The sequence below is a fragment of the Bacillus sp. H1a genome, from assembly GCF_000633475.1.
Lineage (GTDB): Bacteria > Bacillota > Bacilli > Bacillales > Bacillaceae_G > Bacillus_A > Bacillus_A paramycoides.
The window spans coordinates 15,191-34,892 of record NZ_AYMH01000031.1; the positions used below are offsets into that span (position 1 = coordinate 15,191).

A 19,702-nucleotide genomic window follows, 5' to 3' on the forward strand; every position below is an offset into this window, starting at 1 on the left:
CTTATATTTTGGGGGAGATATAGAAATGAACGTTTCAGAAGTGAAAAAAGATTTAGCGCAAAAAACGAAAAGGGGATTTCCTGTTGTACTAGCGGGTTTTCTATTTTGGATTATAGCAAGTATAACTGGTGTTGTTCTTTCTGAAAAACAAGTTGTGTGGGTATATTTAATTGGTATGGGCTGTGTATTTCCTTTTGGCTTAATGTTAGCTGCCATATTAAAAATTGATATGTTTGCGAAAGGGAATCCGTTAGGGACTTTAGGTGGAGTAATTGGTGCGATAAATGTATTAAATATTCCGCTTGTATTGCTTGCATATTTTCAATTTCCAGAGTGGTTACCTTTTGTAGTGGCGGTGTTAGTGGGAGTTCATTTTTTACCGTATGTATGGATTTATGAGAGTAAAAGTTATGGATTATTATCAGTGGGGACTGTATTAGTAACGTCAGTATGTGGGATTCTTTTTGCGGAAAAAGGATTTACTGTAATTCCACTAGCCGTTACAGTTGTCTATTTAATTACGCTTATAAGCCTATCAATTGAAAATAAAAGGGCAGAAAACTATCAACAAATATCGGCTTAATAAAAAATATAGAGATAGGAGAATAACTATGAAAAATTTCGTTTGTACAACGTGTGGCGTTCAGTATGCAGCGAGTGTAGAGGAACCGGTAAGTTGTCTTATTTGTGATGAGGAGAGACAATATATTAATCCGAAAGGGCAGTCTTGGACGACTTTAGAAAACTTGCAAACTAGTGATACATATAAAAATGAAATTATAGAAGAAGAAAATGGGCTTTATAGTATTACGACAAAACCAGAATTTGCGATCGGTCAAACGGGATATGTAGTAAAAACGGAATCGTATCGTTTACTATGGGATTGTATTACTTATTTAGATGAAACGACAATTGAGAAGATAAAAGAGTGGGGCGGATTAGATGCGATTGCACTATCTCATCCGCATTATTATTCAACTCAAGTAGAATGGGCAGAGACATTCGATGTACCAATTTATATACATGAAGACGATAAAGAGTGGGTTATGCGCCCGAGTAGTCGTATTATTTATTGGTCTGGCGAGTCTTTACAATTAGCGGATGGAATAACTGTACATCGTCTCGGAGGACATTTTAGTGGTGGTTCTGTATTACATTGGAAAGAAGGAAATGATGGGAAAGGTATTTTACTAACAGGTGATATTATTCAAGTTGTAGCGGATCAGCAGTGGGTAAGCTTCATGTATAGCTATCCAAACTTAATTCCATTACCGGCGAGAAAAGTTGAGGAAATGGCGAATCGAGTAAAACCGTTACAATTTAATCGTCTATATAATGCTTTTCACCGAGTAGTAAAAGAAAATGCAAATGAGGCAGTTGAACGTTCTGCGGAAAGATATATTAAAGCGATAGAAGGAAAGCTATTTCATACGTAAAGGAGTGCTAGATTAATGAAAACGTTAGTATGCTTTGGTGATAGTATTACAGCTGATGAAATATTTTTCGATGGAACGCCGAGATTAACACCACGTTTGCAAGAGGTGTTTCCTAATTTGAAGGTAGTTAATGCGGGTGTTCCAGGGGATAATACATTTGATGCGTTAAAACGTATTGAAGAGGATGTATTATCATATAAACCAGACTTTGTAACAATTTTTCTAGGTACGAATGATGCAGTCTCTTTTGCTCAAGTGCCATTACAAGCATACAAAGAAAACTTAGAGAAGATTGTGGATCAGATTTCATCAGAAAAAGTACTACTCATTAGTCCTGCACCAGTTGATGAAGAAAGACAGTATAATAGAACAAACAAAATACTCCGTCAGTATGCAGAAGTAGTAGAGGAAGTGGCGAAAGAAACAGGAAGTCATTTTCTAAATTTGTATGCTGAAATGATTCAAGAATCGAATTATAAAAGCTTCGTAGAAGATGATGAAAAAGATGGATTACACTTTGGACCGGAAGGTTATGAGTATTTAGCGAAGTTAATTGGTGAAAAGTTAAAAGGGATTTTATAAAAAGCAAAGCGATATCGCTTTGCTTTTCACGGTTTCTTTTTAAAGGAATCAATCTAGAAATACTTGTTGCAATGCCTTCAGACCATCGGTGTAGATTCCATGAAACAGATTAATTGCCTCTTCATCACTAACCCCTACAGGAGTGAAATTACCAGACCACTCTACTAACGATGTGTTACTTTCAGTACCTTCTTTAACCTGGATCGTGGATTGATAATTAGTGACTGGGAATGGTGCATTCATAATTGAATACGTGTAGTAGCGCTCCTTATCATTGAATACTTCTAAGCGCTCTATAATCGTATCACCATCTGGATTAGCTAGATGACGTACACGACCGCCTTCAGTTACTTTACTGCTAGGTATATAAGGTAACCAGTCTGGAAGGGAGTTGAAACTTCCAATTAATTGCCATACTTGTTCAGGTGAAGCAAAAATTGTCATAGATGTAGTAGTATGTGCCATATCCATTACGCTCCTTTTATCTCGCTATTTGCGGGTAATAAGACTCTCACCTCAAAATTCAGCGAATATGAGGTGGGGAGTCGGTCTGCCCGTAAAATCCCCACTGATTAAAGTTTCACTTTATTTCACGTTGATTGGTAGTGGTGCATTAGGTGCTACTAGTTTTTGTTCGCGCATTTCTTCCCAGAATGCTGCTGGAATCACTGTGTTCAATGCAGCTTGGTCTTCTGCAATTCGTTCAGGTTTACTTGCACCAGGAACAACAGCAGCAACTGCTGGATTAGCTAGTGAAAATTGCAATGCAGCAGCCTTGATGCTGATTTCGTGACGGTCTGTAAGAGCTTTGATTTTCTCAACTTTTGCAATAATTTCTGGTGACGCTTTTTGGTATTCGAAGTGAGTACCTCCAGCAAGAACACCTGAGCTATATGGGCCGCCAACAACAATATCCATATTATGCTTTACAGCTGCAGGCATTACTCGTTGTAAGGCACGCTCGTGGTCTAATAATGAATAACGACCAGCTAACAAGGATATATTTGGCTTCGCTTCTTCCAAATCAAGCATAAGTTCAATTGATTCTACTTTGTTTACTCCAAGTCCCCAACCTTTAATGACTCCTTCTTCACGTAAACGTGTTAGCGTACGGAATGCTCCTGTTCGAGCCGTTTCAAATTGTGAAATCCACTCGTCGCCATAAAAGTCTTGTGCTAAATCATGAATAAAAACAAAGTCTAGATGATCTGTTTTTAAACGTTTCAAACTTTGCTCAATAGAGCGAAGGGTTGCATCTGCGCTATAGTCATTGATCATTTTATTTTTACGACCAAATTCGAAAAGTCCGCCTTTTTCACCTAAATCACGTGCAGATGGATCTTCAAGTTCATCCGAAATAGTTCGACCTACTTTTGTACTTAAAAAGTAATCATCCCGATTTCTTTTCGACAGTGCTTCACCAAGACGAATCTCTGCTAAGCCAGATCCATAAAGTGGAGCTGTATCAAAATAACGAACGCCATTTTCCCAAGCAGCATCCACTGTAGCGATTGCTTCTTCTTCTGGGATATTACGGTACATATTACCTAGTGGTGCTGTACCAAAACCAATTTTTTCTTGTAGTAAATTACTCATTAAAGATATCCTCCTAAAATTTATTTAAAAATTGATTAATCAGTGTGAATGGATGTGAAAATCAAAAACTGATCAAATCACATGTCATTTCATCGTCTGATAAAATGCATTATAAAAGTATTGAAACAGTTAAAAAAGTACGCACTTTAAAGTACGATGGGTACTTAAAGGTAACATAGGTAATTTCTAATACTGTATTGCTCACTCAACTCTTACATATGCTATTATGAAATGTATTTAACATAATAAAAAGTACGTACTTTAAAGTATTATAGATACTAAAAAGTAATTTAGGTACTTTTTAGTGCCGTACTACTCATTTACTGTTTACGTATGCTATTATGAAACATGTTTACCACAATAAAAAGTACGTACTTTAAGGTGCTATAGATACTTAAAAGTAACATTTAAAATTTTTAGCTTATTTGTCTTATAAAATTATTAAAGGAGATTTTTATATGAAGACATACAATATCCCTGTGGAGGCAACTTTAGAGGTTATCGGTGGAAAATGGAAAGTTGTTATCCTTTGTCATTTAAAGAAAGACAAAAAGAGAACGTGCGAATTAAAACAATTAATGTCTGGTGTTACACAAAAGATGTTAACACAACAATTACGTGAACTAGAAGAAGATGGTGTAATCCATAGAGAAGTGTATAACCAAGTACCACCAAAAGTAGAATATTCTTTAACTGATTACGGTCGTTCTTTAGATTCTATACTCGATTCCCTTTGTAATTGGGGAGAATACCATCTCGAGAAGAATGGGAACACGTCCATGCTTATTACAGCAGCCGAATAATAAAAAAGGAAAAAACGAACAGAAATATGTTCGTTTTTTCTTTTTGTTTTGCAATGTCTATAGAAGGAGATTTTATAAATGCGTTTTTAAGTGGCATAATTACTTTTCGGTAATATAGGTACTTTTTTGTACTGTAGGAACTAAAATGTGCCGTATAGAAAATTATTTAGTTTTACGCAACAATAGATAAGGAATTTATAAAAAAGGAGAGGAGATTGCGTGAAACAATATAATATACCTATAGAAGCAACTTTAGAAATAATCGGTGGGAAGTGGAAGGTCGTCATTTTATGTCACTTAACTAAAGGAACGAAGCGAACGAGCGAGTTACAACGGCTGATTCCTGAAATTTCTGTTAGAATGTTGACGCAGCAACTACGTGAGCTGGAAGAAGACGGTGTGATTACACGTAAAATTTACAAACAAATTCCCCCTCGAGTAGAATATTCCCTAACTGATTATGGGTGGTCTTTACAAAATGTATTAAATTTATTAACCGCATGGGGAGAACGATGCATAGATAGAAAAAACAATAAAGTTAAGTGAAATCTCTATATGTAATACTGAAAACACCACCTAATGACGAGGTGGTGTTTTTCAGTTAATAAACTACTAAACGACGGTGGGATTTCTCTTCTTCATTGTATTACTTCGCCAACTAATGGTGGGGCTACTAATGGTTGGATTGAAAAATATATATTCCCTGGTGGATATGTTCCTGCTGTTAACGAATTAATCACGAACATGACAAACGAACAATTTTTCATTGTTGATGTTGAAAGCTTACGTAGACATTACGGTAAAACATTACAGCATTGGGCTCGGAATTTTGAAAACGTACTGGAGGAAGTTCACAAAACGAAAGATGAGCGATTCATTCGTATGTGGCGCTTATATTTAAATGCATGTGCAGCTTCATTCTTTACAGGTAATATTGATTTACATCAATTTGTATTTACAAAAGGCGTTAATGATACAATTCCTATGACACGTTCTTATATGTATGAATAAGAGCATGTAATCTAATAGCTCTTTACTCATCAAGTTTAAATAAAATGATGGTAGGACATAAGTCCATAACTTAAAGTCGAGATAGAAATCAGAAAATGATTTTTATCTCGACTTTTTTATTTAATATTTTAGATGCTTTTCAGCATGTTGAAAATATAAATTGCTTTTGCGATTTCTCGTGGAATGGGATTTCTATAACTATAAGAGCTATGGAGAATAAAACTGAAAAAGTATGTAATGAAATGAGCATGTCAAAAGGTTAATTTAATATATAACTTTAAAAACAAAACTATATACTTTTGATTGTAAAAATATATAATAAATATAGGGGCGAAAATTTATGAGCAAGGAAGTTGAAGAACATGACATTAACAATGGGCTTTATTGGATTTGGAAAATCAGCGAACCGTTATCACCTACCTTATGTAAAAACACGTAAAAATATAAAAGTAAAAATGATTTTTGCACGCCAAATTAATGAAGAATTAGCGGCTCCATATGAGGAAAAAGGTGTTTACTTCACTACTGATTTGGACGAATTGTTGAATGACAAAGAAATTCAAGTGGTGACGATCTGCACGCCAGCGCATACGCACTACGAATTGGCGAAAAAAGTTATACTTGCTGAGAAATCAGTTATCGTTGAAAAACCATTTTGCGATACAGTTGAACATGCTAAAGAATTATTAGCTTTAGGCCGAGAAAAAGGTGTGGTAGTTATGCCTTACCAAAACCGCCGTTTTGATGGTGATTTCTTAGCTATGAAGCAAGTTGTTGAACAAGGATTCCTCGGTGATATTGTTGAGGTTGAATCACATATTGATTATTTCCGTCCTGGTTCAATCACTCACGAAGGTCCAAAAGAAGAAGGTTCATTTTACAGTTTAGGTATTCATACGATGGACCGCATGATTTCACTATTCGGCCGTTCGGATACGGTGACATACGATATTCGTAATAATGAAGTGGAAGGTGCGGTTGATAACTATTTCGATGTTGGTCTACATTACGGAAATCAACTGAAAATTAAATTGAAAACCAATCATGTTGTAGCGAAAGATTATCCACGCTTTATCGTTCATGGAACAAATGGATCATTTATTAAATACGGTGAAGATCAGCAGGAAAATGATCTGAAGGCGGGTATTATGCCTGAGAGTGCAGGATTTGGTGAAGATTCACCGATGTACTATGGAGTTGCTAAATATCGTAACGCAAACGGTGATTGGATTGAAAAACAAATTAAAACGCCGCTTGGTGATTACGGTCGTTTCTATGATGCAGCGTACGAAACAATCGTAAATGGTGCAACAAAACTTGTGAAAGACGAAGAAGCGATAACGAATATTGAAATCTTGGAAAACGGATTTGCTGTACCATCACCTTCAGTTTACAAACTTGAAGCTTTAAATTGGAACGAATAGAAGGTAGTTAAGTATAAAAGGAGGTAGGGAAGTGGCAAGTGGATCAACTCAAGTAAAATACCTCGGCATTTATCAAAAAATTAAACAGCAAATTTTAGACGGTGAATATAAAATCAACGAAAAAATTCCGAGTAGCCCCGTCCTTGCTGAAGCATTTGGCGTTTCAGCCCTTACTATAAAAAAAGCGCTGGATCTGTTAGTTAGAGACGGCTACATCATCCGCCGGCGCGGAAGCGGAACAGTGGTTCAAGATTGGCGTCAGCAGGAAAAGGCACGAATGATTCAAACCTTAACAGGTACAAAAGCCATTTACGGCAGTGAGGTAGAAAGTAAAATTATCGAGTTTACGATTGTCGGTGCCGATGAAATAATTGCTGAAAAATTAGGGGTTTCAGTCGGTGATTTCGTCTATAAAATCATCCGCCTCCGCATCATCCATAGTATTCCGACGATTATGGAGCATACATGGATGCCTATTTCGGTCATCCCAGGTGTTGAAGCTTCGGTTTTAGAGGTGTCGATATACTCGCACATTCAAAATAAACTTGGTCTAGAAGTGGGAACATCCGTTGTTAGGATCAAAGGAATTCGTCCAGATGATAGAGAAAAGCAGTTTATGAATTTAACAAATCAGGATTTCCTAATGCGAGTCGAACAAGTGGCCTACTTGACGGATGGACGAACATTCGAATATTCTTACGCCGATCATCTGCCAGAAACCTTTGAATTTGAAACAGTGATTACGGCAAAAAGTTATAAAGAGTCATAAAAAATGGTTGAGGCAAGTATTGTCTCAACCGTTTTTTTTTATGTCTTCATAGAATTTACACATATAGTAGGAACAGTTATTATTCATCGGCTGTAATAAGCATGGACGTGTTCCCGTTTTTTTCAAGATGAACTTCTCCCCAAGTGCAGAGGGAATCTAGTATTGCTCCTAAAGACCAACCATAATCAGTTAAAGAATACTCTACTTTCGGTGGTACTTGGTTATATACTTTTCTTTGGATTACATCGTCTTCTTCTAGTTCACGTAATTGCTGTGTTAGCATTTTTTGTGTAATACCAGGCATTAAACGTTTTAATTCACTCGTTCTTTTTGTTCCTTTCTTTAAATGACAAAGAATAACAACTTTCCACTTTCCACCAATAACTTCTAAAGTCGCCTCTACAGGAATATTGTATGTCTTCATAAAAAACCCTCCTTTGATGAATTTAGATTTCAGTTTTGGGGCTAAATACGTTTTGGTACTAAAAATATTCCTTTTTAGTACCTATACCACTTTAAAGTGCGTACTATTTATTGTGCTAAATATAGTTCATAATAACTCATATAAGAGGGAAGTGAGCAGAACTGTACTAGAAAGTTCATATGTTACTTTTTAGTACCTATAATACTTTAAAGTGCGTACTTTTTATTATGCTAAATATATTCCATAATAGCACATGTAAGCAAGAAATGAATAAAATGTACTTTAAAGTACATTTGGAATGGGTCCAATTGAGTTAGTTTGCATCAACTTTATGAGGAAAGTCACACAAAAGAAAACTATTTGTTATGTCGATAGAATAAATCCAACATTTAACAGTTGATTAATAGAACTGTAAAGTTTAAATTTACAGTATGGTTTTTGGAAGTGAATTGTGTGAGGTATAGGCATATTGCCACCGTCTGTAAAATGTAGTTACAGTAATTTTATTAAAGCATCATTTTAAAAAGAAATGGATAGTTAAGATAAATTAAATATTGCCGAATAAATAATATTACGTGAATTTGATTCTAAACTGTAATTTTTTTTAATACATTTCAATAACCCATACTTGAAATAATTGTGTATTTGATACAAAACATTAAAGGAGTGTTTAAAATATGGTAATTCTATATACGACAGCAAGCTGTGGTTCATGCCGAAAAGCAAAAGCATGGCTCGAGGAACATCAAATTGATTATATTGAAAAAAACATCGTATCAAATTCTATGACAGTCAATGAACTTAAATCGATTCTTCGTTTAACTGAAGATGGTGCTACTGAAATTATTTCAACTAGATCTAAAACTTTTCAGGAATTAAATATAAATATCGAGGCACTTTCGCTTAATGAATTTTATAAACTAATAATTGAGTATCCTCAAATGTTACGTCGGCCAATTATGCTTGACGAAAAAAGATTACAGATTGGTTTTAACGAGGAAGAAATTCGCAAATTTTTACCACGTAGCGTTCGGACATTTTTGAACATTGAATTGCAAAAATTGGCTAATTAATAAGTAATATTTTGTAAGGAAAAGTTTTTTTGAGAGGAGGAAACAGGAGATGATTGAAGTATTTGTTACAGTTAATTATAAAAATAGAAATTACCAAACAAATGTTATTGTGAGTAAAGATACGATATGGACAAAAATTAAACAGTTAGCAGAAGAACAAGTCAAGAAACAATGGAATCTTTAAATTTATTTTCAGACTTAAAAAGCATAAATGATAAAAGATAGTTCAAAAAGCTAAATGAAACTAATAGACATTGGTGAGCTCGTATAGAATATAATGGAATTTATTTCTTCAGGGTAAGAATTATATATATCTTAACGTTTGACAAACCTATCTGTAATATTTATAGTTACAGTATGTTGAAAAGTGATTAGCAATTTATATCGTAGGAGGAAGACCATGAACAGTGACTTTACCTTGGCCATTCACAGTTTAACTTATCTAGCTCTACAGCCAGATCGGATGTCAACAAGTAATGCTATTTCAGAAAGTGCAGGTGTTCACCCAGTACGCATTCGCAAAGTGCTAAGTTTGTTAAAAAAACATAAGTTTATACAATCAAAAGAGGGGATTGGTGGAGGATTTATTTTCGCTCAAGATTTAAGTGAAGTTAACCTTTGGCATATTTATCAAATAACCTCAGAAGGTGCTTTGCAACCTAAATGTCCAGAATCGAACGATCAGTGTATTGTAGGTTCGAATATGCGAAAAGTCCTTTTTACTATTTTCTTAGGCGCTGAAGAACATCTAGGTGAATATTTAAAGAACTATACAATGAAAGAAGTAGTTGATCTTATCAATCAAGAACGATAAACGGCTTAATTGTTATATAGCCGTGGAGTTCTAATGTCTAAATGTAATGAAAAACATTACAGTTTGATTTATTTTATATATCTTGTTTACTGTTATTTAAAAATGGAGAACTATTCTTATTGTTTTAATACTAAAATCATTTGTAAGAAGGTGAAAAAGTATGATGTCAAATAATAATCCTGTTTTAAAAGTAGGAGATTGGGTTCGAGGAATATCAGTAGAGGGTGAACTAATACTTGGTTACATTGAATCATTTGATAACGTAGGGGAAGTAGTTAAGGTTAATGTTGTTAAATGTGACAACAAAGACACAATAAGTAAAACAATGTCCTTTTTAAGTAAACACGTAAAAAAACTTCCTGAATCAAAGGCAATAAACAAGGAGCAAATCCTATTTCTTATAGATCTAGCATTATTAACAGGAGATGAAGAATGGTTTATCGGACTTTCTTCAAAATTAAACTCGATAAACGAGCTAGTTAATGGAGGAGTTTAAAAATTATTATAAATATAATTTCTTTCGGAATCTTTAGTTGTGATAAAATCAATTCTTTGGTTTTAAAAAGTTCCATTTTTTCGCGATTAGCGACAAAAAGCCACCTTTCACATAAGGTGGCTTTTTCGGTATTCATATGAGTAAAATATAGTATCTTTTCGCAAGGCCATTGTAATACTGCAAAAAATGCAAACACCTTGATTTATATTAATTAGTCACGTCTAAATGGACCTTTTGGAGTGATAAGCTCTAAATTAGTACCATCTGGATCACGGAAGTAGGCAACGCCTGTACCAAATCCAGATTTCAAGCCATCTTCTTCCTGGAAGACAATCGGCTCACCATCTGGTTGTACCCCAATTGCTTTTAGACGTTCCACAGCGGCATCAATATCTTCTACTTCAAAACAAAGATGCATCGCACTAATTTGATTATTTGAGTAAGATGCTTTATCTGATTTAGGGACAACATATTCTAGAATGTCGATATTCAAATTGTCTAAGTGAAGGTTTGCATACTTAATACGAGTATCTTCAAGTCCTTGGGTTTGCGCCATTCTTTTTCCGCCGATTTCATCGATGTTCGATACTTTTTTACCTGTTAACGCTTCATAAAAAACGATAGATTTTTCTAAATTACTTACGGTAATTCCGACGTGATTTACTTGTGAGAAGCCTGCTGTGTTTTCACTCATCTTTGTTGCCTCCTATTTTTTGATAGCATAATTGTAAAAGTTATAAAAATAGATTTCCAATGATAATATGACAAACGATGTTCCTTTAAAAATGTATTCTTTTCATCAACGTTTTACTGTAATTAAAATGAGCCTTTAATAGTAGTTCTATTCTAAGTCTTTTGTAACAAGACAGGAAAGAGTTTGTGCATTTATGTAAATGTATCGTGAATGAATGTTTTTATTATGAATAAAGAAAAGGAAAATATAAAAGTTGTTTTTCGGCCAGAAAAGAATCTAATACCTACTAGGTTCTTTTTGTTTCACTTGATAAAAAACTTTGATGAAATTGGATTACAACCATTGAGCAAAAGAGTTAATTATTGAAAATATTATTCTTTAGTACATACATTTTTAATATGTTAAATATATTTCATAATAGTCTCTGTAAGAGGAGGATAAGTAGAAAAGTACTTTAAAGTACCTATAGCACTTTAAAGTGCGTACTTTTTATAACATTGAATATCATTCATAATAGCACCTGTAAGAAGAAAGTAAGCTTTACGGTATTAGTTACTCGATGTTACAGCAGTTTATTTAGATTCAGAATAATTGAAAGTTAATACTTTAGAACGCGATAATTCCCCAAAATGCTAATATGGCATAAAACGATTATGGAGGTTGAAGATATGAGCACTTCAAAGTTGAGTGAAATAAGTAAACAAATTTTAATAGAGGAGGAAACACTTCAATTTTCTTCTTTTACAAATGAAGATGCTTTGCAACTAGGTTTATTTATCGTTGAAACAGCAAAGCAAGAGGGGAAATTGATTGCTGTTGATATAACCAAAAATGGTGTGCAATTATTTCATTTCAAGATGACAGGGACAACTGAGGAAAATACGAAATGGATTGAGCGTAAAAAACGGGTCGTTTCCCTGCATAATCATAGCTCGTATTATATGCAGATACAAAGTGAAATAACTGGAATTCCATATAATGAAAAATATCTTTTAGATGCTTCAGAATACGCTGCGTTTGGGGGATGCTTTCCTATCCAAATAAAAAACGTGGGGGTTATCGGAATGGTTACAGTCTCAGGATTACCACCAGAAGAAGATCATGAATTGGTTATAAGAGCAGTTAAAAACCATTTAAACCAGTAGTTGTAGTTAGTGAGTAGATAATCAATTTTAGGGGGGCAATACTATGCCATTAATCGAGCTAAATACTTGGCCGACCATGTCAACAGAAGAAAAACAGGAATTCATTTATGCAGTAACTGAACTTACAACAAAATTATTAAAGATTGTCCCTGACAAAATTCAAGTGTTGATAACGGAACTTGAGAAAGAAAATTGGGGAAAAGCTGGGGCTGTAGCAAGTGATGCTACCTTTGCTGAGAAAAGTAGAGTGTCCAATTGGGAGACAAAAGAGTCTTACTATACACTGGATAGTACCGTTGATGGAATGGGTATTATCAAGATTGATATATGGAATACATTTGATCAAGATACAAAGGATAAGTGGGTAAAAGAGCTTACACAACTAACATCTAAATATACTCATGCACCTTTGGATAAAGTCCTTATTCTTATTCGCGAAATGATTCCAGGAAACTGGGGACAAAGTGGTATAACGGGGGCCGATAAAGATTTCCTTTCCAAAAGTCGTACATTTTAATCGTTAAATAAAAAAGGCAAAAATGAACATATTCCTGTTCGTTTTTGCCTTTTTTATTATTGGTCTGCGGTAATGAGCATGGATGTATTTCCAGCCTGTTCGAGATGACATTCTCCAAAAGTACAATGAGAATCTAATATGGGCTCTAAAGATCAATTGTAATCAGTTAAAGAATATTCTATTTTCGCTTGTTCGTTTGTTTTCCTTTTGTTAAGTAACAAAGGAGAACAAACTTACATTTTCAAGAGATACTATCTAACGTTGCCTCTATAGGAAGATTGTATTTCCACATATGAAACCTTCCTTTGGTGAATGCAGATTTCAGTTTTTGAACAAAATAAGCTAGACTGTGCAAATGTTACTTTTTAGTACCTATAGTACTTTAAAGTACGTACTTTTTATTATGTTGAATATCATTCATAATAGCACATGTAAGAACGAAACAAGCCTTACGATACTAGTTAACTATGTTATTTTTTAGTATCTATAATACTTTAAAGTTTGTACTATTCATTATATTAAATATATTTCATAATAGTACATGTAAGAGAAAAGCGAAAAGTACGGTACTAAAAAGTACCTATAGTACTTCGAAGTGCGTTCTTTAAAAAAAGAATGAAACCATTCATAATAGTGTTTGTAGAGATTAAATATATTTTTTAGAAGATAAAAAGGCGTTTTTATCGCACTATTATGATAGGAATTATAGGGGATAGGGGAAACTCAATTGAATTCATATACAGTATCTTCTTCAGCAACTCAAACAAATAGAAGAAGTATGCTTGCGTTATTAGCGCTAGCAATTAGTGCATTCGGGATTGGGACAACTGAATTTGTAAGTGTCGGTTTATTACCATCCATTTCAGAAGATTTAAATGTCTCGGTTAGAACAGCTGGTTTAACTGTTTCTTTATATGCGTTAGGAGTAGCGTTTGGTGCTCCAGTATTAACGTCGTTAACAGCTAATATGTCGCGAAAAACGTTATTAATGTGGATTATGATTATTTTCATTATTGGTAATGGAATCGCAGCGGTAGCAACAAGCTTCACTGTATTACTTATTGCGAGAATTGTGTCTGCGCTTTCGCATGGTGTGTTTATGTCAATTGGCTCAACGATCGCTGCGGCACTTGTACCAGAGGATAAACGTGCTAGCGCAATTGCCATTATGTTTACTGGAGTAACAGTAGCAACTATTACAGGTGCACCAATTGGAACGTTTATTGGTCAACAATTTGGCTGGAGAACATCATTTTTGGCAATTGTGGTAATTGGAATCATTGTCTTAATCGCAAATAGTATTCTAATTCCTTCTAATATGAAAAAAGGTACGTCTGTATCATTTCGTGATCAATTTAAACTGATTACGAACGGAAGACTATTACTTGTATTCATTATTACCGCATTAGGATATGGGGGAACATTCGTAACATTTACGTATTTATCTCCGTTATTACAAGAGGTAACAGGGTTTAAAGCAAATACGGTTACTATCATTTTGTTAGTGTATGGAATCGCAATCGCGATAGGGAATGTAATTGGCGGGAAATTATCGAACCATAATCCAATTCGAGCGCTATTTTACATGTTCTTTATTCAAGCGATTATATTATTTGTTTTAACATTTACAGCGCCATTTAAAGTTGCTGGGTTAATCACAATTATTTTTATGGGACTATTCGCATTTATGAATGTTCCGGGGCTACAAGTATATGTCGTAATGTTAGCTGAACGATTTGTACCGAGTGCTGTCGATGTTGCATCGGCAATTAATATTGCGGCGTTTAATGCTGGGATTGCTCTTGGTGCTTATTTAGGTGGTCTTGTAACGAACTCGTTAGGGTTAATTCATACAGCTTGGGTAGGTGGCATTATGGTAGTAGGAGCTGTTATTTTAACAGCGTGGAGTATGGCATTAGAAAAACGAGATCAAGTAAAATAAAAGGAGAGAAAATAAAATGAAAAATTTACAAAGTAAAACAACATTGCATAACGGTGTAGAAATGCCTTGGTTCGGTTTAGGTGTATTTAAAGTAGAAGAGGGACCAGAACTTGTAGAAGCTGTAAAAGCAGCGATTAAAGCAGGATACCGCAGCATCGATACAGCTGCGATTTATGGAAATGAAAAAGCAGTAGGTGAAGGGATCCGTGCAGGAATCGAAGCAGCTGGGATTTCAAGAGAAGAATTATTTATCACTTCAAAAGTATGGAACGCAGATCAAGGATATGAAGCAACACTTGCTGCATATGAAGAGAGCTTAAAAAAATTAGAGCTAGATTATTTAGATCTATATCTTGTTCACTGGCCTGTTGAAGGGAAATATAAAGATACGTGGAGAGCATTAGAGACACTTTATAAAGAAGAGCGTGTACGTGCAATTGGTGTAAGTAACTTCCAAATCCATCACCTGAAGGATGTAATGGAAGGTGCAGAAATTAAACCGATGATTAATCAAGTCGAATATCATCCGCGTTTAACGCAAAAAGAACTACAAGCTTTCTGTAAAGAGCAAGGTATTCAACTGGAAGCATGGTCACCGCTTATGCAAGGTCAATTATTAAATAACGAAACATTACAAGAAATTGCTAATAAATATGGTAAGACAACAGCTCAAGTTATTTTGCGATGGGATCTGCAAAATGGAGTGATCACAATTCCAAAATCAACGAAAGAACACCGCATTATTGCAAATGCTGATGTATTTAATTTTGAATTAACAAAAGAAGATATGGAAAAAATCGATGCGTTAAACGAAAACCACCGCGTTGGTCCAGATCCTGATAACTTCGATTTCTAATAAAAATGAGAAAAAAGAGTGCAAAAGTTGCACTCTTTTTTTATATTTTCTATTCAAGAAAGTGTTTCTATTTATTTGAATATCGTTTATATCATAACTTTTAAATTGCGTTACGCTATCTAGAGAATTGATTCTAAAACAGAATGAATGGGGACAGTATAAAGTTTGACATATAATAATGCATTCTATAATATATGTGCTATAGCACGTATATTTCGAGTTATTTGGAGGTGGCATATGGACCTATATGATTTAACAGGATATCTTGTTCATCGCACTGATGTGAAGTTAACAAATTATTTCATGAAACAATTAAAGCCTTATGGTGTTACTCCGGAACAATGGAGTCTTATTAGTATTCTTGATAGTCAAAGAGGTATGACCCAAAAGGATCTAGCCCAAACAATTGATAAAGATCATAGTACGATTGTAAGGATGATACATTCCATGGAAAGAAAAGGGTTTGTCGTGAAGAATTTTAATGAACAAGATAAACGTTCACATTACATTTTTTTGACTGAAAAGGGTGAAGAGATAAAAAAAGATATTTTACCTGTAGTTAAAAATGCTAACGATTTTGTAACAAGTAGTTTAACTAACGAAGAGGTTCAACAGTTAAAGGTATTGTTAAATAAATTATATAATGTAAGTTATTAGTCAGATATTCCTTATAAAATAATTTTATAAGGAATAAAATCTGCCATTTATGTGCTATAGCACATAAATGTCATCTCTTAACTTGTAACGTCCAAAATCTAAATAATACAGTAGATATATTATGAAACGAGGAGATTTTAGTTATGGAAAAATTCATATTAGCGTTTGATAGAGAACTTGTAATTGCAGAAAAAAAAGACTCAACATGGAGCGTTCACTCGCAGTTTGTAGGTGCTAATCCAGTTGCGTTAGCTTCTGATCCAAGCGATCCAGAAAGAATGTATTGTGGTACTTTTGATAGAGGATTATGGAGAAGTATAGATGGAGGAAGTTCATGGGAAGCAATTGGTACGTTACCTTCTTTTGGTGAAGTGTTTCCAGCTAATACTATTAATATGAGATCTATTACAGCAGTTTCTGTATCTCCATCGAAGGGTGATGACGGTAACGGGATAGTATATGTAGGAACTGAACCAAGTGCAATGTTTGTATCCAAGAATGGAGGAGACAGTTTTGAGTTACTAACCGATTATCGACAAATGCCATCGTATTCATCGTGGTTCTTTCCTCAAAGAACATATACACACCATGTAAAACATATTGAAATTGATGCTACTAATCCACAAACCATTTATACGACTATTGAGGTAGGGGGATTAATCAAAAGTGTAGATGGCGGTATTACATGGACTGAGGAAAAAGAGGGGAACTATCCTCAAGATATCCACGTTCTTAAATCGCATCACAATGCGCCAAATCGTTTATACGGGGTTTTAGGGGATTCATTCTTGAAGGAACCAGGTCAAGAGTATGCGGAGAGTTGTGATGGAGGTAAGACTTGGAGCTATATTTGTAGTGGGTTAAAGCATCATTACGCATATCAAATGGCGGTTAACTCAACTGATCCAGAAAATATTATTATTGCGACATCTTCAAATCCACACGTAGCGCATGATTACAATAATGGAAATTGTGAATCATTTATTTATAGAAAAGAAAAAAAACAGTCTTGGACAGAAATGAGTTCAGGTTTACCAGCTCCTAAAGGCACAATCATACCAGTTTTAAAGGCAATAAACGACGGAACGTTCTATCTGTTTAGCAATAAAGGGGTTTATCAGTCATTAGATGGCGGTTCAAATTGGACATCATTAGAGATTCCTTGGGAGAAAAGATTTATGGAACAACATCCTTATGAGATGTTAATTATTAAATAATCGGCGGGAATAGTTTTTACTATTATTCATTAGAAATGTTTAGTTAAATTTAAATGTTAATATCTTTTATTGAAGGTATTCCGAATCCAGATGAAATTTGATGATCAAAGTAGCTACAGTTCATATTTGTGTAAATATGAAACAAGCAGGATACATTAATAGAGAATGGATAAAATAGTACCAAACGATGACTAGATTTTATCAATGATGTTATAAGACTTAGATTTAGAATGATTAACAATTGGTGCTAGGGAGTCTAATGATTAAAAAATTCAAATCATATTATCTTCGAGATATATTATTTTGAAGGATATTAGAACTTAGGAGGAGATAAAGTTATGACAAAAGATTTTTATACTGCACTGAAAGAAAGACGTACTTACTATGGGATTAATAAAGAGGTACAAGTATCAGATGAAAGAATTAAAGAAATCGTGGAGTTTGCTGTGAAATATACTCCATCAGCTTTCAATTCTCAAACTGCGCGATTAGTTGTATTATTTGGTGAAGCTCATAATAAATTATGGGATATTACAACTGAAACATTAAGAAAAGTAGTTGGAGATAGGGATTTCTCAGGAACGCAACAAAAAATGGATTCCTTTAAAGCTGGTTATGGAACAGTACTATTCTTTGAAGATGAAGCTGTAGTTAAATCACTTCAAGAAAAATTTGCTGCATATGCTGAAAACTTCCCGATTTGGTCAAACCAAGCATCAGGTATGCACCAATTAGTTGTGTGGACGGCATTAGAAGCAGAGGGATTAGGAGCATCTTTACAACACTATAATCCATTAATTGACGATGAAGTGAAAAAAGAATGGGATATCCCTGCTAATTGGAAACTTATTGCACAAATACCATTTGGTAATCAAACAGCTGAACCAGGTGAAAAAGAATTCCAACCGCTTGAAGAGCGTGTGAAATTTCATAAGTAATATTCTAATTTAATAATCTAAATGTGGTTTGAAAATAAAGCTTCTAGTTACAACAGATGTATTCGCCCTTTTTAGTAATGGGGGATATATTTGTCATTGGTGAAATTCGCTAAAAAGACTATTGTATTTTCTAAAAGAACAAGGCGATCATTTTTGATCGCCTTGTTTAACATTTGTACAATTTATAATGCAAATATTTATTAGCCCGTAAGGTTAATAATCTAAATTCTTAAACTAGCAATAAAGGAGTTTTTAGCACTCTGTTACTTACAAACACGGATTAATTTTTATTATCGAGTCATTGTTACCAAACGTTTTTCAACACTATTTTTCCTATTGCTTCATTCGACTCCATATACTCATGTGCTTGTGCAACTTCATCAAACGTAAAAGTTTTAGAGTCTAGCAATGGTCGAAGTTTTCCTTCTTCTACCATTTGAGTAAGTTTAGTTAAAATCTCCCCGCAAGCGTCACGTTTATCTTTATGTAATATTTTTAACGCCATAAAAGTAACGTGCAGAGAGAGTCCTTTTGCGTGTAAAGAAGAGAGATCATGGGTTGAACGAGCTGCAATAGTTACGACAGTTCCATTGACCGCGGCAGCTTCAAAAGAATTATCGAGATTCTTGCCACCTACCGTATCAAATATAACTTCAAATCCGTTTCCATTCGTATGTTTTTGTACATATTCTTGAACAGATTCTTCTTTATAATTAATAGCTATGTCGGCTCCTAGATGATGCGCTATTTCAATTTTGTTCTGCTGAGAAGCTGTTGTAAAAACTTTAGCACCTGCCCATTTAGCCAGTTGAATGGCTACGTGTCCTACGCCACCAGTAGCTCCATGAATGAGGACATTTTGACCAGGTTTAATATTTGCACGATCAAATAAAGATTCCCAAGCCGTAATTGCAACTAATGGTAGAGCAGCTGCTTCTTCCATTGTTAAATTTTTAGGTTTGTGAGCAATTAATCGAATATCAGCAAGCATAAACTCTGCAAGTGCACCACCAGTAGTTCCTTTAAAACCTCCGGCACACCCATATACTTCATCGCCAAGTTTGAATTTCGAAACACCTTCGCCTACTTCTATCACAATACCTGCTACATCCCCGTGCAATATAGCTGGAAATTCAGGAGCAACTGATGAAACAGCGCCACTGCGTATTTTCGTATCGATTGGATTTACACTTGTCGCTTTTACATGGATTAGAACATGTCCTGGTAAAAGTATCGGTTTTGAAAACTCTTCTAATTGAAATACAGATGAATCCCCAAAAGAATGGATGATTTGTGCTTTCATTGTTT

General features: G+C 34.5%; 23 protein-coding genes and 2 pseudogenes. 19 read left to right on the forward strand and 6 right to left on the reverse strand.

Features of this window, described 5'->3' with window-relative positions; all coding sequences use genetic code 11:
• Positions 1-25 precede the first annotated feature (25 nt).
• The 3 genes from U860_RS0115260 to U860_RS0115270 are packed head-to-tail and all read left to right on the forward strand — an operon-like array spanning position 26 to position 2,018.
• Entirely contained in the window at positions 26-583 is a 558-nt protein-coding gene (locus U860_RS0115260) for a hypothetical protein (protein WP_025149228.1), read from the forward strand.
• A gap of 28 nt (positions 584-611) precedes the next feature.
• Entirely contained in the window at positions 612-1,436 is an 825-nt protein-coding gene (locus U860_RS0115265) for an MBL fold metallo-hydrolase (RefSeq protein WP_025149229.1), read from the forward strand.
• 15 nt (positions 1,437-1,451) lie between these two features.
• Complete coding sequence (locus U860_RS0115270) at positions 1,452-2,018, forward strand: SGNH/GDSL hydrolase family protein (RefSeq protein WP_025149230.1); 567 nt, start codon at positions 1,452-1,454, stop codon at positions 2,016-2,018.
• Between the two features lie 48 nt (positions 2,019-2,066).
• Here U860_RS0115270 and U860_RS0115275 read toward each other — a convergent pair whose 3' ends face one another.
• Together U860_RS0115275 and U860_RS0115280 are read right to left on the reverse strand one after the other, a co-directional pair.
• A complete protein-coding gene (locus U860_RS0115275) occupies positions 2,067-2,483 on the reverse strand; it encodes an SRPBCC family protein (protein WP_025149231.1) in 417 nt (138 codons plus the stop codon).
• A 120-nt stretch (positions 2,484-2,603) separates the two neighbouring features.
• Positions 2,604-3,614, reverse strand: a complete 1,011-nt coding sequence (locus U860_RS0115280) for an aldo/keto reductase (RefSeq protein ID WP_025149232.1) — start codon at positions 3,612-3,614, stop codon at positions 2,604-2,606.
• Positions 3,615-4,072: 458 nt separating this feature from the next.
• On the opposite strand from U860_RS0115280, the gene U860_RS0115285 reads away from it, so the two are divergent.
• From U860_RS0115285 to U860_RS0115305, 5 genes and pseudogenes are all read left to right on the forward strand, one after another.
• A complete protein-coding gene (locus tag U860_RS0115285) occupies positions 4,073-4,417 on the forward strand; it encodes a winged helix-turn-helix transcriptional regulator (RefSeq protein ID WP_025149233.1) in 345 nt (114 codons plus the stop codon).
• 219 nt (positions 4,418-4,636) lie between these two features.
• Positions 4,637-4,963 carry a helix-turn-helix domain-containing protein gene (locus U860_RS0115290; RefSeq protein ID WP_025149234.1) on the forward strand — a complete coding sequence of 109 codons (327 nt, stop codon included), beginning with the start codon at positions 4,637-4,639 and terminating at the stop codon, positions 4,961-4,963.
• Between the two features lie 33 nt (positions 4,964-4,996).
• Positions 4,997-5,428 (forward strand): annotated as a pseudogene (locus U860_RS0115295) (class I SAM-dependent methyltransferase); the annotation flags it as partial.
• A gap of 362 nt (positions 5,429-5,790) precedes the next feature.
• Positions 5,791-6,852, forward strand: a complete 1,062-nt coding sequence (locus U860_RS0115300; RefSeq protein ID WP_025149236.1) for an oxidoreductase — start codon at positions 5,791-5,793, stop codon at positions 6,850-6,852.
• A gap of 31 nt (positions 6,853-6,883) precedes the next feature.
• Complete coding sequence (locus U860_RS0115305; RefSeq protein ID WP_025149237.1) at positions 6,884-7,621, forward strand: GntR family transcriptional regulator; 738 nt, start codon at positions 6,884-6,886, stop codon at positions 7,619-7,621.
• Between the two features lie 79 nt (positions 7,622-7,700).
• Here the strand turns inward: U860_RS0115305 and U860_RS0115310 are convergent, their stop codons facing one another.
• Positions 7,701-8,045: a helix-turn-helix domain-containing protein gene (locus U860_RS0115310; RefSeq protein WP_025149238.1), complete on the reverse strand. Its 345-nt coding sequence runs from the start codon at positions 8,043-8,045 to the stop codon at positions 7,701-7,703.
• Between the two features lie 677 nt (positions 8,046-8,722).
• Between U860_RS0115310 and spxA the strand changes: the two genes are divergently transcribed.
• From spxA to U860_RS0115330, 4 genes are all read left to right on the forward strand, one after another.
• Positions 8,723-9,118: a transcriptional regulator SpxA gene (spxA, locus tag U860_RS0115315; protein ID WP_025149239.1), complete on the forward strand. Its 396-nt coding sequence runs from the start codon at positions 8,723-8,725 to the stop codon at positions 9,116-9,118.
• Positions 9,119-9,167: 49 nt separating this feature from the next.
• Positions 9,168-9,302, forward strand: coding sequence for a BA3454 family stress response protein (locus U860_RS0115320; protein ID WP_025149240.1), 135 nt, complete (start codon positions 9,168-9,170; stop codon positions 9,300-9,302).
• Between the two features lie 216 nt (positions 9,303-9,518).
• Positions 9,519-9,932, forward strand: coding sequence for an Rrf2-family transcriptional regulator SaiR (gene saiR, locus U860_RS0115325; protein ID WP_025149241.1), 414 nt, complete (start codon positions 9,519-9,521; stop codon positions 9,930-9,932).
• A 163-nt stretch (positions 9,933-10,095) separates the two neighbouring features.
• Positions 10,096-10,428, forward strand: a complete 333-nt coding sequence (locus U860_RS0115330) for an IDEAL domain-containing protein (RefSeq protein WP_025149242.1) — start codon at positions 10,096-10,098, stop codon at positions 10,426-10,428.
• 211 nt (positions 10,429-10,639) lie between these two features.
• Here the strand turns inward: U860_RS0115330 and U860_RS0115340 are convergent, their stop codons facing one another.
• Positions 10,640-11,122, reverse strand: coding sequence for a VOC family protein (locus U860_RS0115340; RefSeq protein WP_025149244.1), 483 nt, complete (start codon positions 11,120-11,122; stop codon positions 10,640-10,642).
• A 629-nt stretch (positions 11,123-11,751) separates the two neighbouring features.
• Here U860_RS0115340 and U860_RS0115345 point away from each other — a divergent pair.
• Together U860_RS0115345 and U860_RS0115350 are read left to right on the forward strand one after the other, a co-directional pair.
• The gene (locus U860_RS0115345; protein WP_115610320.1) at positions 11,752-12,267 is read left to right on the forward strand and encodes a heme-degrading domain-containing protein; all 516 of its coding nucleotides are present in this window, start codon (positions 11,752-11,754) and stop codon (positions 12,265-12,267) included.
• Positions 12,268-12,310: 43 nt separating this feature from the next.
• Positions 12,311-12,784, forward strand: a complete 474-nt coding sequence (locus U860_RS0115350) for a tautomerase family protein (RefSeq protein ID WP_025149246.1) — start codon at positions 12,311-12,313, stop codon at positions 12,782-12,784.
• 56 nt (positions 12,785-12,840) lie between these two features.
• On the opposite strand, the pseudogene U860_RS33415 reads toward U860_RS0115350, so the two are convergent.
• Positions 12,841-13,076 (reverse strand): annotated as a pseudogene (locus U860_RS33415) (hypothetical protein).
• 486 nt (positions 13,077-13,562) lie between these two features.
• Between U860_RS33415 and U860_RS0115355 the strand changes: the two are divergent.
• The 5 genes from U860_RS0115355 (at position 13,563) to U860_RS0115375 (ending at position 18,394) form a co-directional block, all read left to right on the forward strand.
• Positions 13,563-14,726, forward strand: a complete 1,164-nt coding sequence (locus U860_RS0115355; RefSeq protein WP_205206319.1) for an MFS transporter — start codon at positions 13,563-13,565, stop codon at positions 14,724-14,726.
• 16 nt (positions 14,727-14,742) lie between these two features.
• Positions 14,743-15,582, forward strand: coding sequence for an aldo/keto reductase (locus U860_RS0115360; protein ID WP_025149248.1), 840 nt, complete (start codon positions 14,743-14,745; stop codon positions 15,580-15,582).
• A gap of 237 nt (positions 15,583-15,819) precedes the next feature.
• On the forward strand, positions 15,820-16,239 hold the full coding sequence (locus U860_RS0115365) for a MarR family transcriptional regulator (protein WP_025149249.1): 420 nt from the start codon (positions 15,820-15,822) through the stop codon (positions 16,237-16,239).
• A 143-nt stretch (positions 16,240-16,382) separates the two neighbouring features.
• Positions 16,383-17,456 carry a hypothetical protein gene (locus U860_RS0115370; RefSeq protein ID WP_025149250.1) on the forward strand — a complete coding sequence of 358 codons (1,074 nt, stop codon included), beginning with the start codon at positions 16,383-16,385 and terminating at the stop codon, positions 17,454-17,456.
• Between the two features lie 338 nt (positions 17,457-17,794).
• The gene (locus tag U860_RS0115375; protein WP_025149251.1) at positions 17,795-18,394 is read left to right on the forward strand and encodes a nitroreductase family protein; all 600 of its coding nucleotides are present in this window, start codon (positions 17,795-17,797) and stop codon (positions 18,392-18,394) included.
• 304 nt (positions 18,395-18,698) lie between these two features.
• Here U860_RS0115375 and U860_RS0115380 read toward each other — a convergent pair whose 3' ends face one another.
• On the reverse strand, positions 18,699-19,697 hold the full coding sequence (locus U860_RS0115380) for a zinc-dependent alcohol dehydrogenase family protein (protein ID WP_025149252.1): 999 nt from the start codon (positions 19,695-19,697) through the stop codon (positions 18,699-18,701).
• Positions 19,698-19,702: the final 5 nt, after the last annotated feature.

Excerpts from the sequence above, each read along its gene's own strand:
- U860_RS0115280 (WP_025149232.1), bottom strand. The coding sequence starts at position 3,614 with ATGAGTAATTTACTACAAGAAAAAATTGGTTTTGGTACAGCACCACTA.
- U860_RS0115275 (WP_025149231.1), bottom strand. The coding sequence starts at position 2,483 with ATGGCACATACTACTACATCTATGACAATTTTTGCTTCACCTGAACAA.
- U860_RS0115375 (WP_025149251.1), top strand. The coding sequence starts at position 17,795 with ATGACAAAAGATTTTTATACTGCACTGAAAGAAAGACGTACTTACTAT.
- U860_RS0115345 (WP_115610320.1), top strand. The coding sequence starts at position 11,752 with ATGCTAATATGGCATAAAACGATTATGGAGGTTGAAGATATGAGCACT.
- U860_RS0115330 (WP_025149242.1), top strand. The coding sequence starts at position 10,096 with ATGTCAAATAATAATCCTGTTTTAAAAGTAGGAGATTGGGTTCGAGGA.
- U860_RS0115300 (WP_025149236.1), top strand. The coding sequence starts at position 5,791 with ATGACATTAACAATGGGCTTTATTGGATTTGGAAAATCAGCGAACCGT.
- U860_RS0115340 (WP_025149244.1), bottom strand. The coding sequence starts at position 11,122 with ATGAGTGAAAACACAGCAGGCTTCTCACAAGTAAATCACGTCGGAATT.
- U860_RS0115380 (WP_025149252.1), bottom strand. The coding sequence starts at position 19,697 with ATGAAAGCACAAATCATCCATTCTTTTGGGGATTCATCTGTATTTCAA.
- U860_RS0115260 (WP_025149228.1), top strand. The coding sequence starts at position 26 with ATGAACGTTTCAGAAGTGAAAAAAGATTTAGCGCAAAAAACGAAAAGG.
- saiR (WP_025149241.1), top strand. The coding sequence starts at position 9,519 with ATGAACAGTGACTTTACCTTGGCCATTCACAGTTTAACTTATCTAGCT.
- U860_RS0115270 (WP_025149230.1), top strand. The coding sequence starts at position 1,452 with ATGAAAACGTTAGTATGCTTTGGTGATAGTATTACAGCTGATGAAATA.
- spxA (WP_025149239.1), top strand. The coding sequence starts at position 8,723 with ATGGTAATTCTATATACGACAGCAAGCTGTGGTTCATGCCGAAAAGCA.
- U860_RS0115360 (WP_025149248.1), top strand. The coding sequence starts at position 14,743 with ATGAAAAATTTACAAAGTAAAACAACATTGCATAACGGTGTAGAAATG.
- U860_RS0115355 (WP_205206319.1), top strand. The coding sequence starts at position 13,563 with ATGCTTGCGTTATTAGCGCTAGCAATTAGTGCATTCGGGATTGGGACA.
- U860_RS0115320 (WP_025149240.1), top strand. The coding sequence starts at position 9,168 with ATGATTGAAGTATTTGTTACAGTTAATTATAAAAATAGAAATTACCAA.
- U860_RS0115310 (WP_025149238.1), bottom strand. The coding sequence starts at position 8,045 with ATGAAGACATACAATATTCCTGTAGAGGCGACTTTAGAAGTTATTGGT.
- U860_RS0115285 (WP_025149233.1), top strand. The coding sequence starts at position 4,073 with ATGAAGACATACAATATCCCTGTGGAGGCAACTTTAGAGGTTATCGGT.
- U860_RS0115370 (WP_025149250.1), top strand. The coding sequence starts at position 16,383 with ATGGAAAAATTCATATTAGCGTTTGATAGAGAACTTGTAATTGCAGAA.
- U860_RS0115265 (WP_025149229.1), top strand. The coding sequence starts at position 612 with ATGAAAAATTTCGTTTGTACAACGTGTGGCGTTCAGTATGCAGCGAGT.
- U860_RS0115350 (WP_025149246.1), top strand. The coding sequence starts at position 12,311 with ATGCCATTAATCGAGCTAAATACTTGGCCGACCATGTCAACAGAAGAA.
- U860_RS0115365 (WP_025149249.1), top strand. The coding sequence starts at position 15,820 with ATGGACCTATATGATTTAACAGGATATCTTGTTCATCGCACTGATGTG.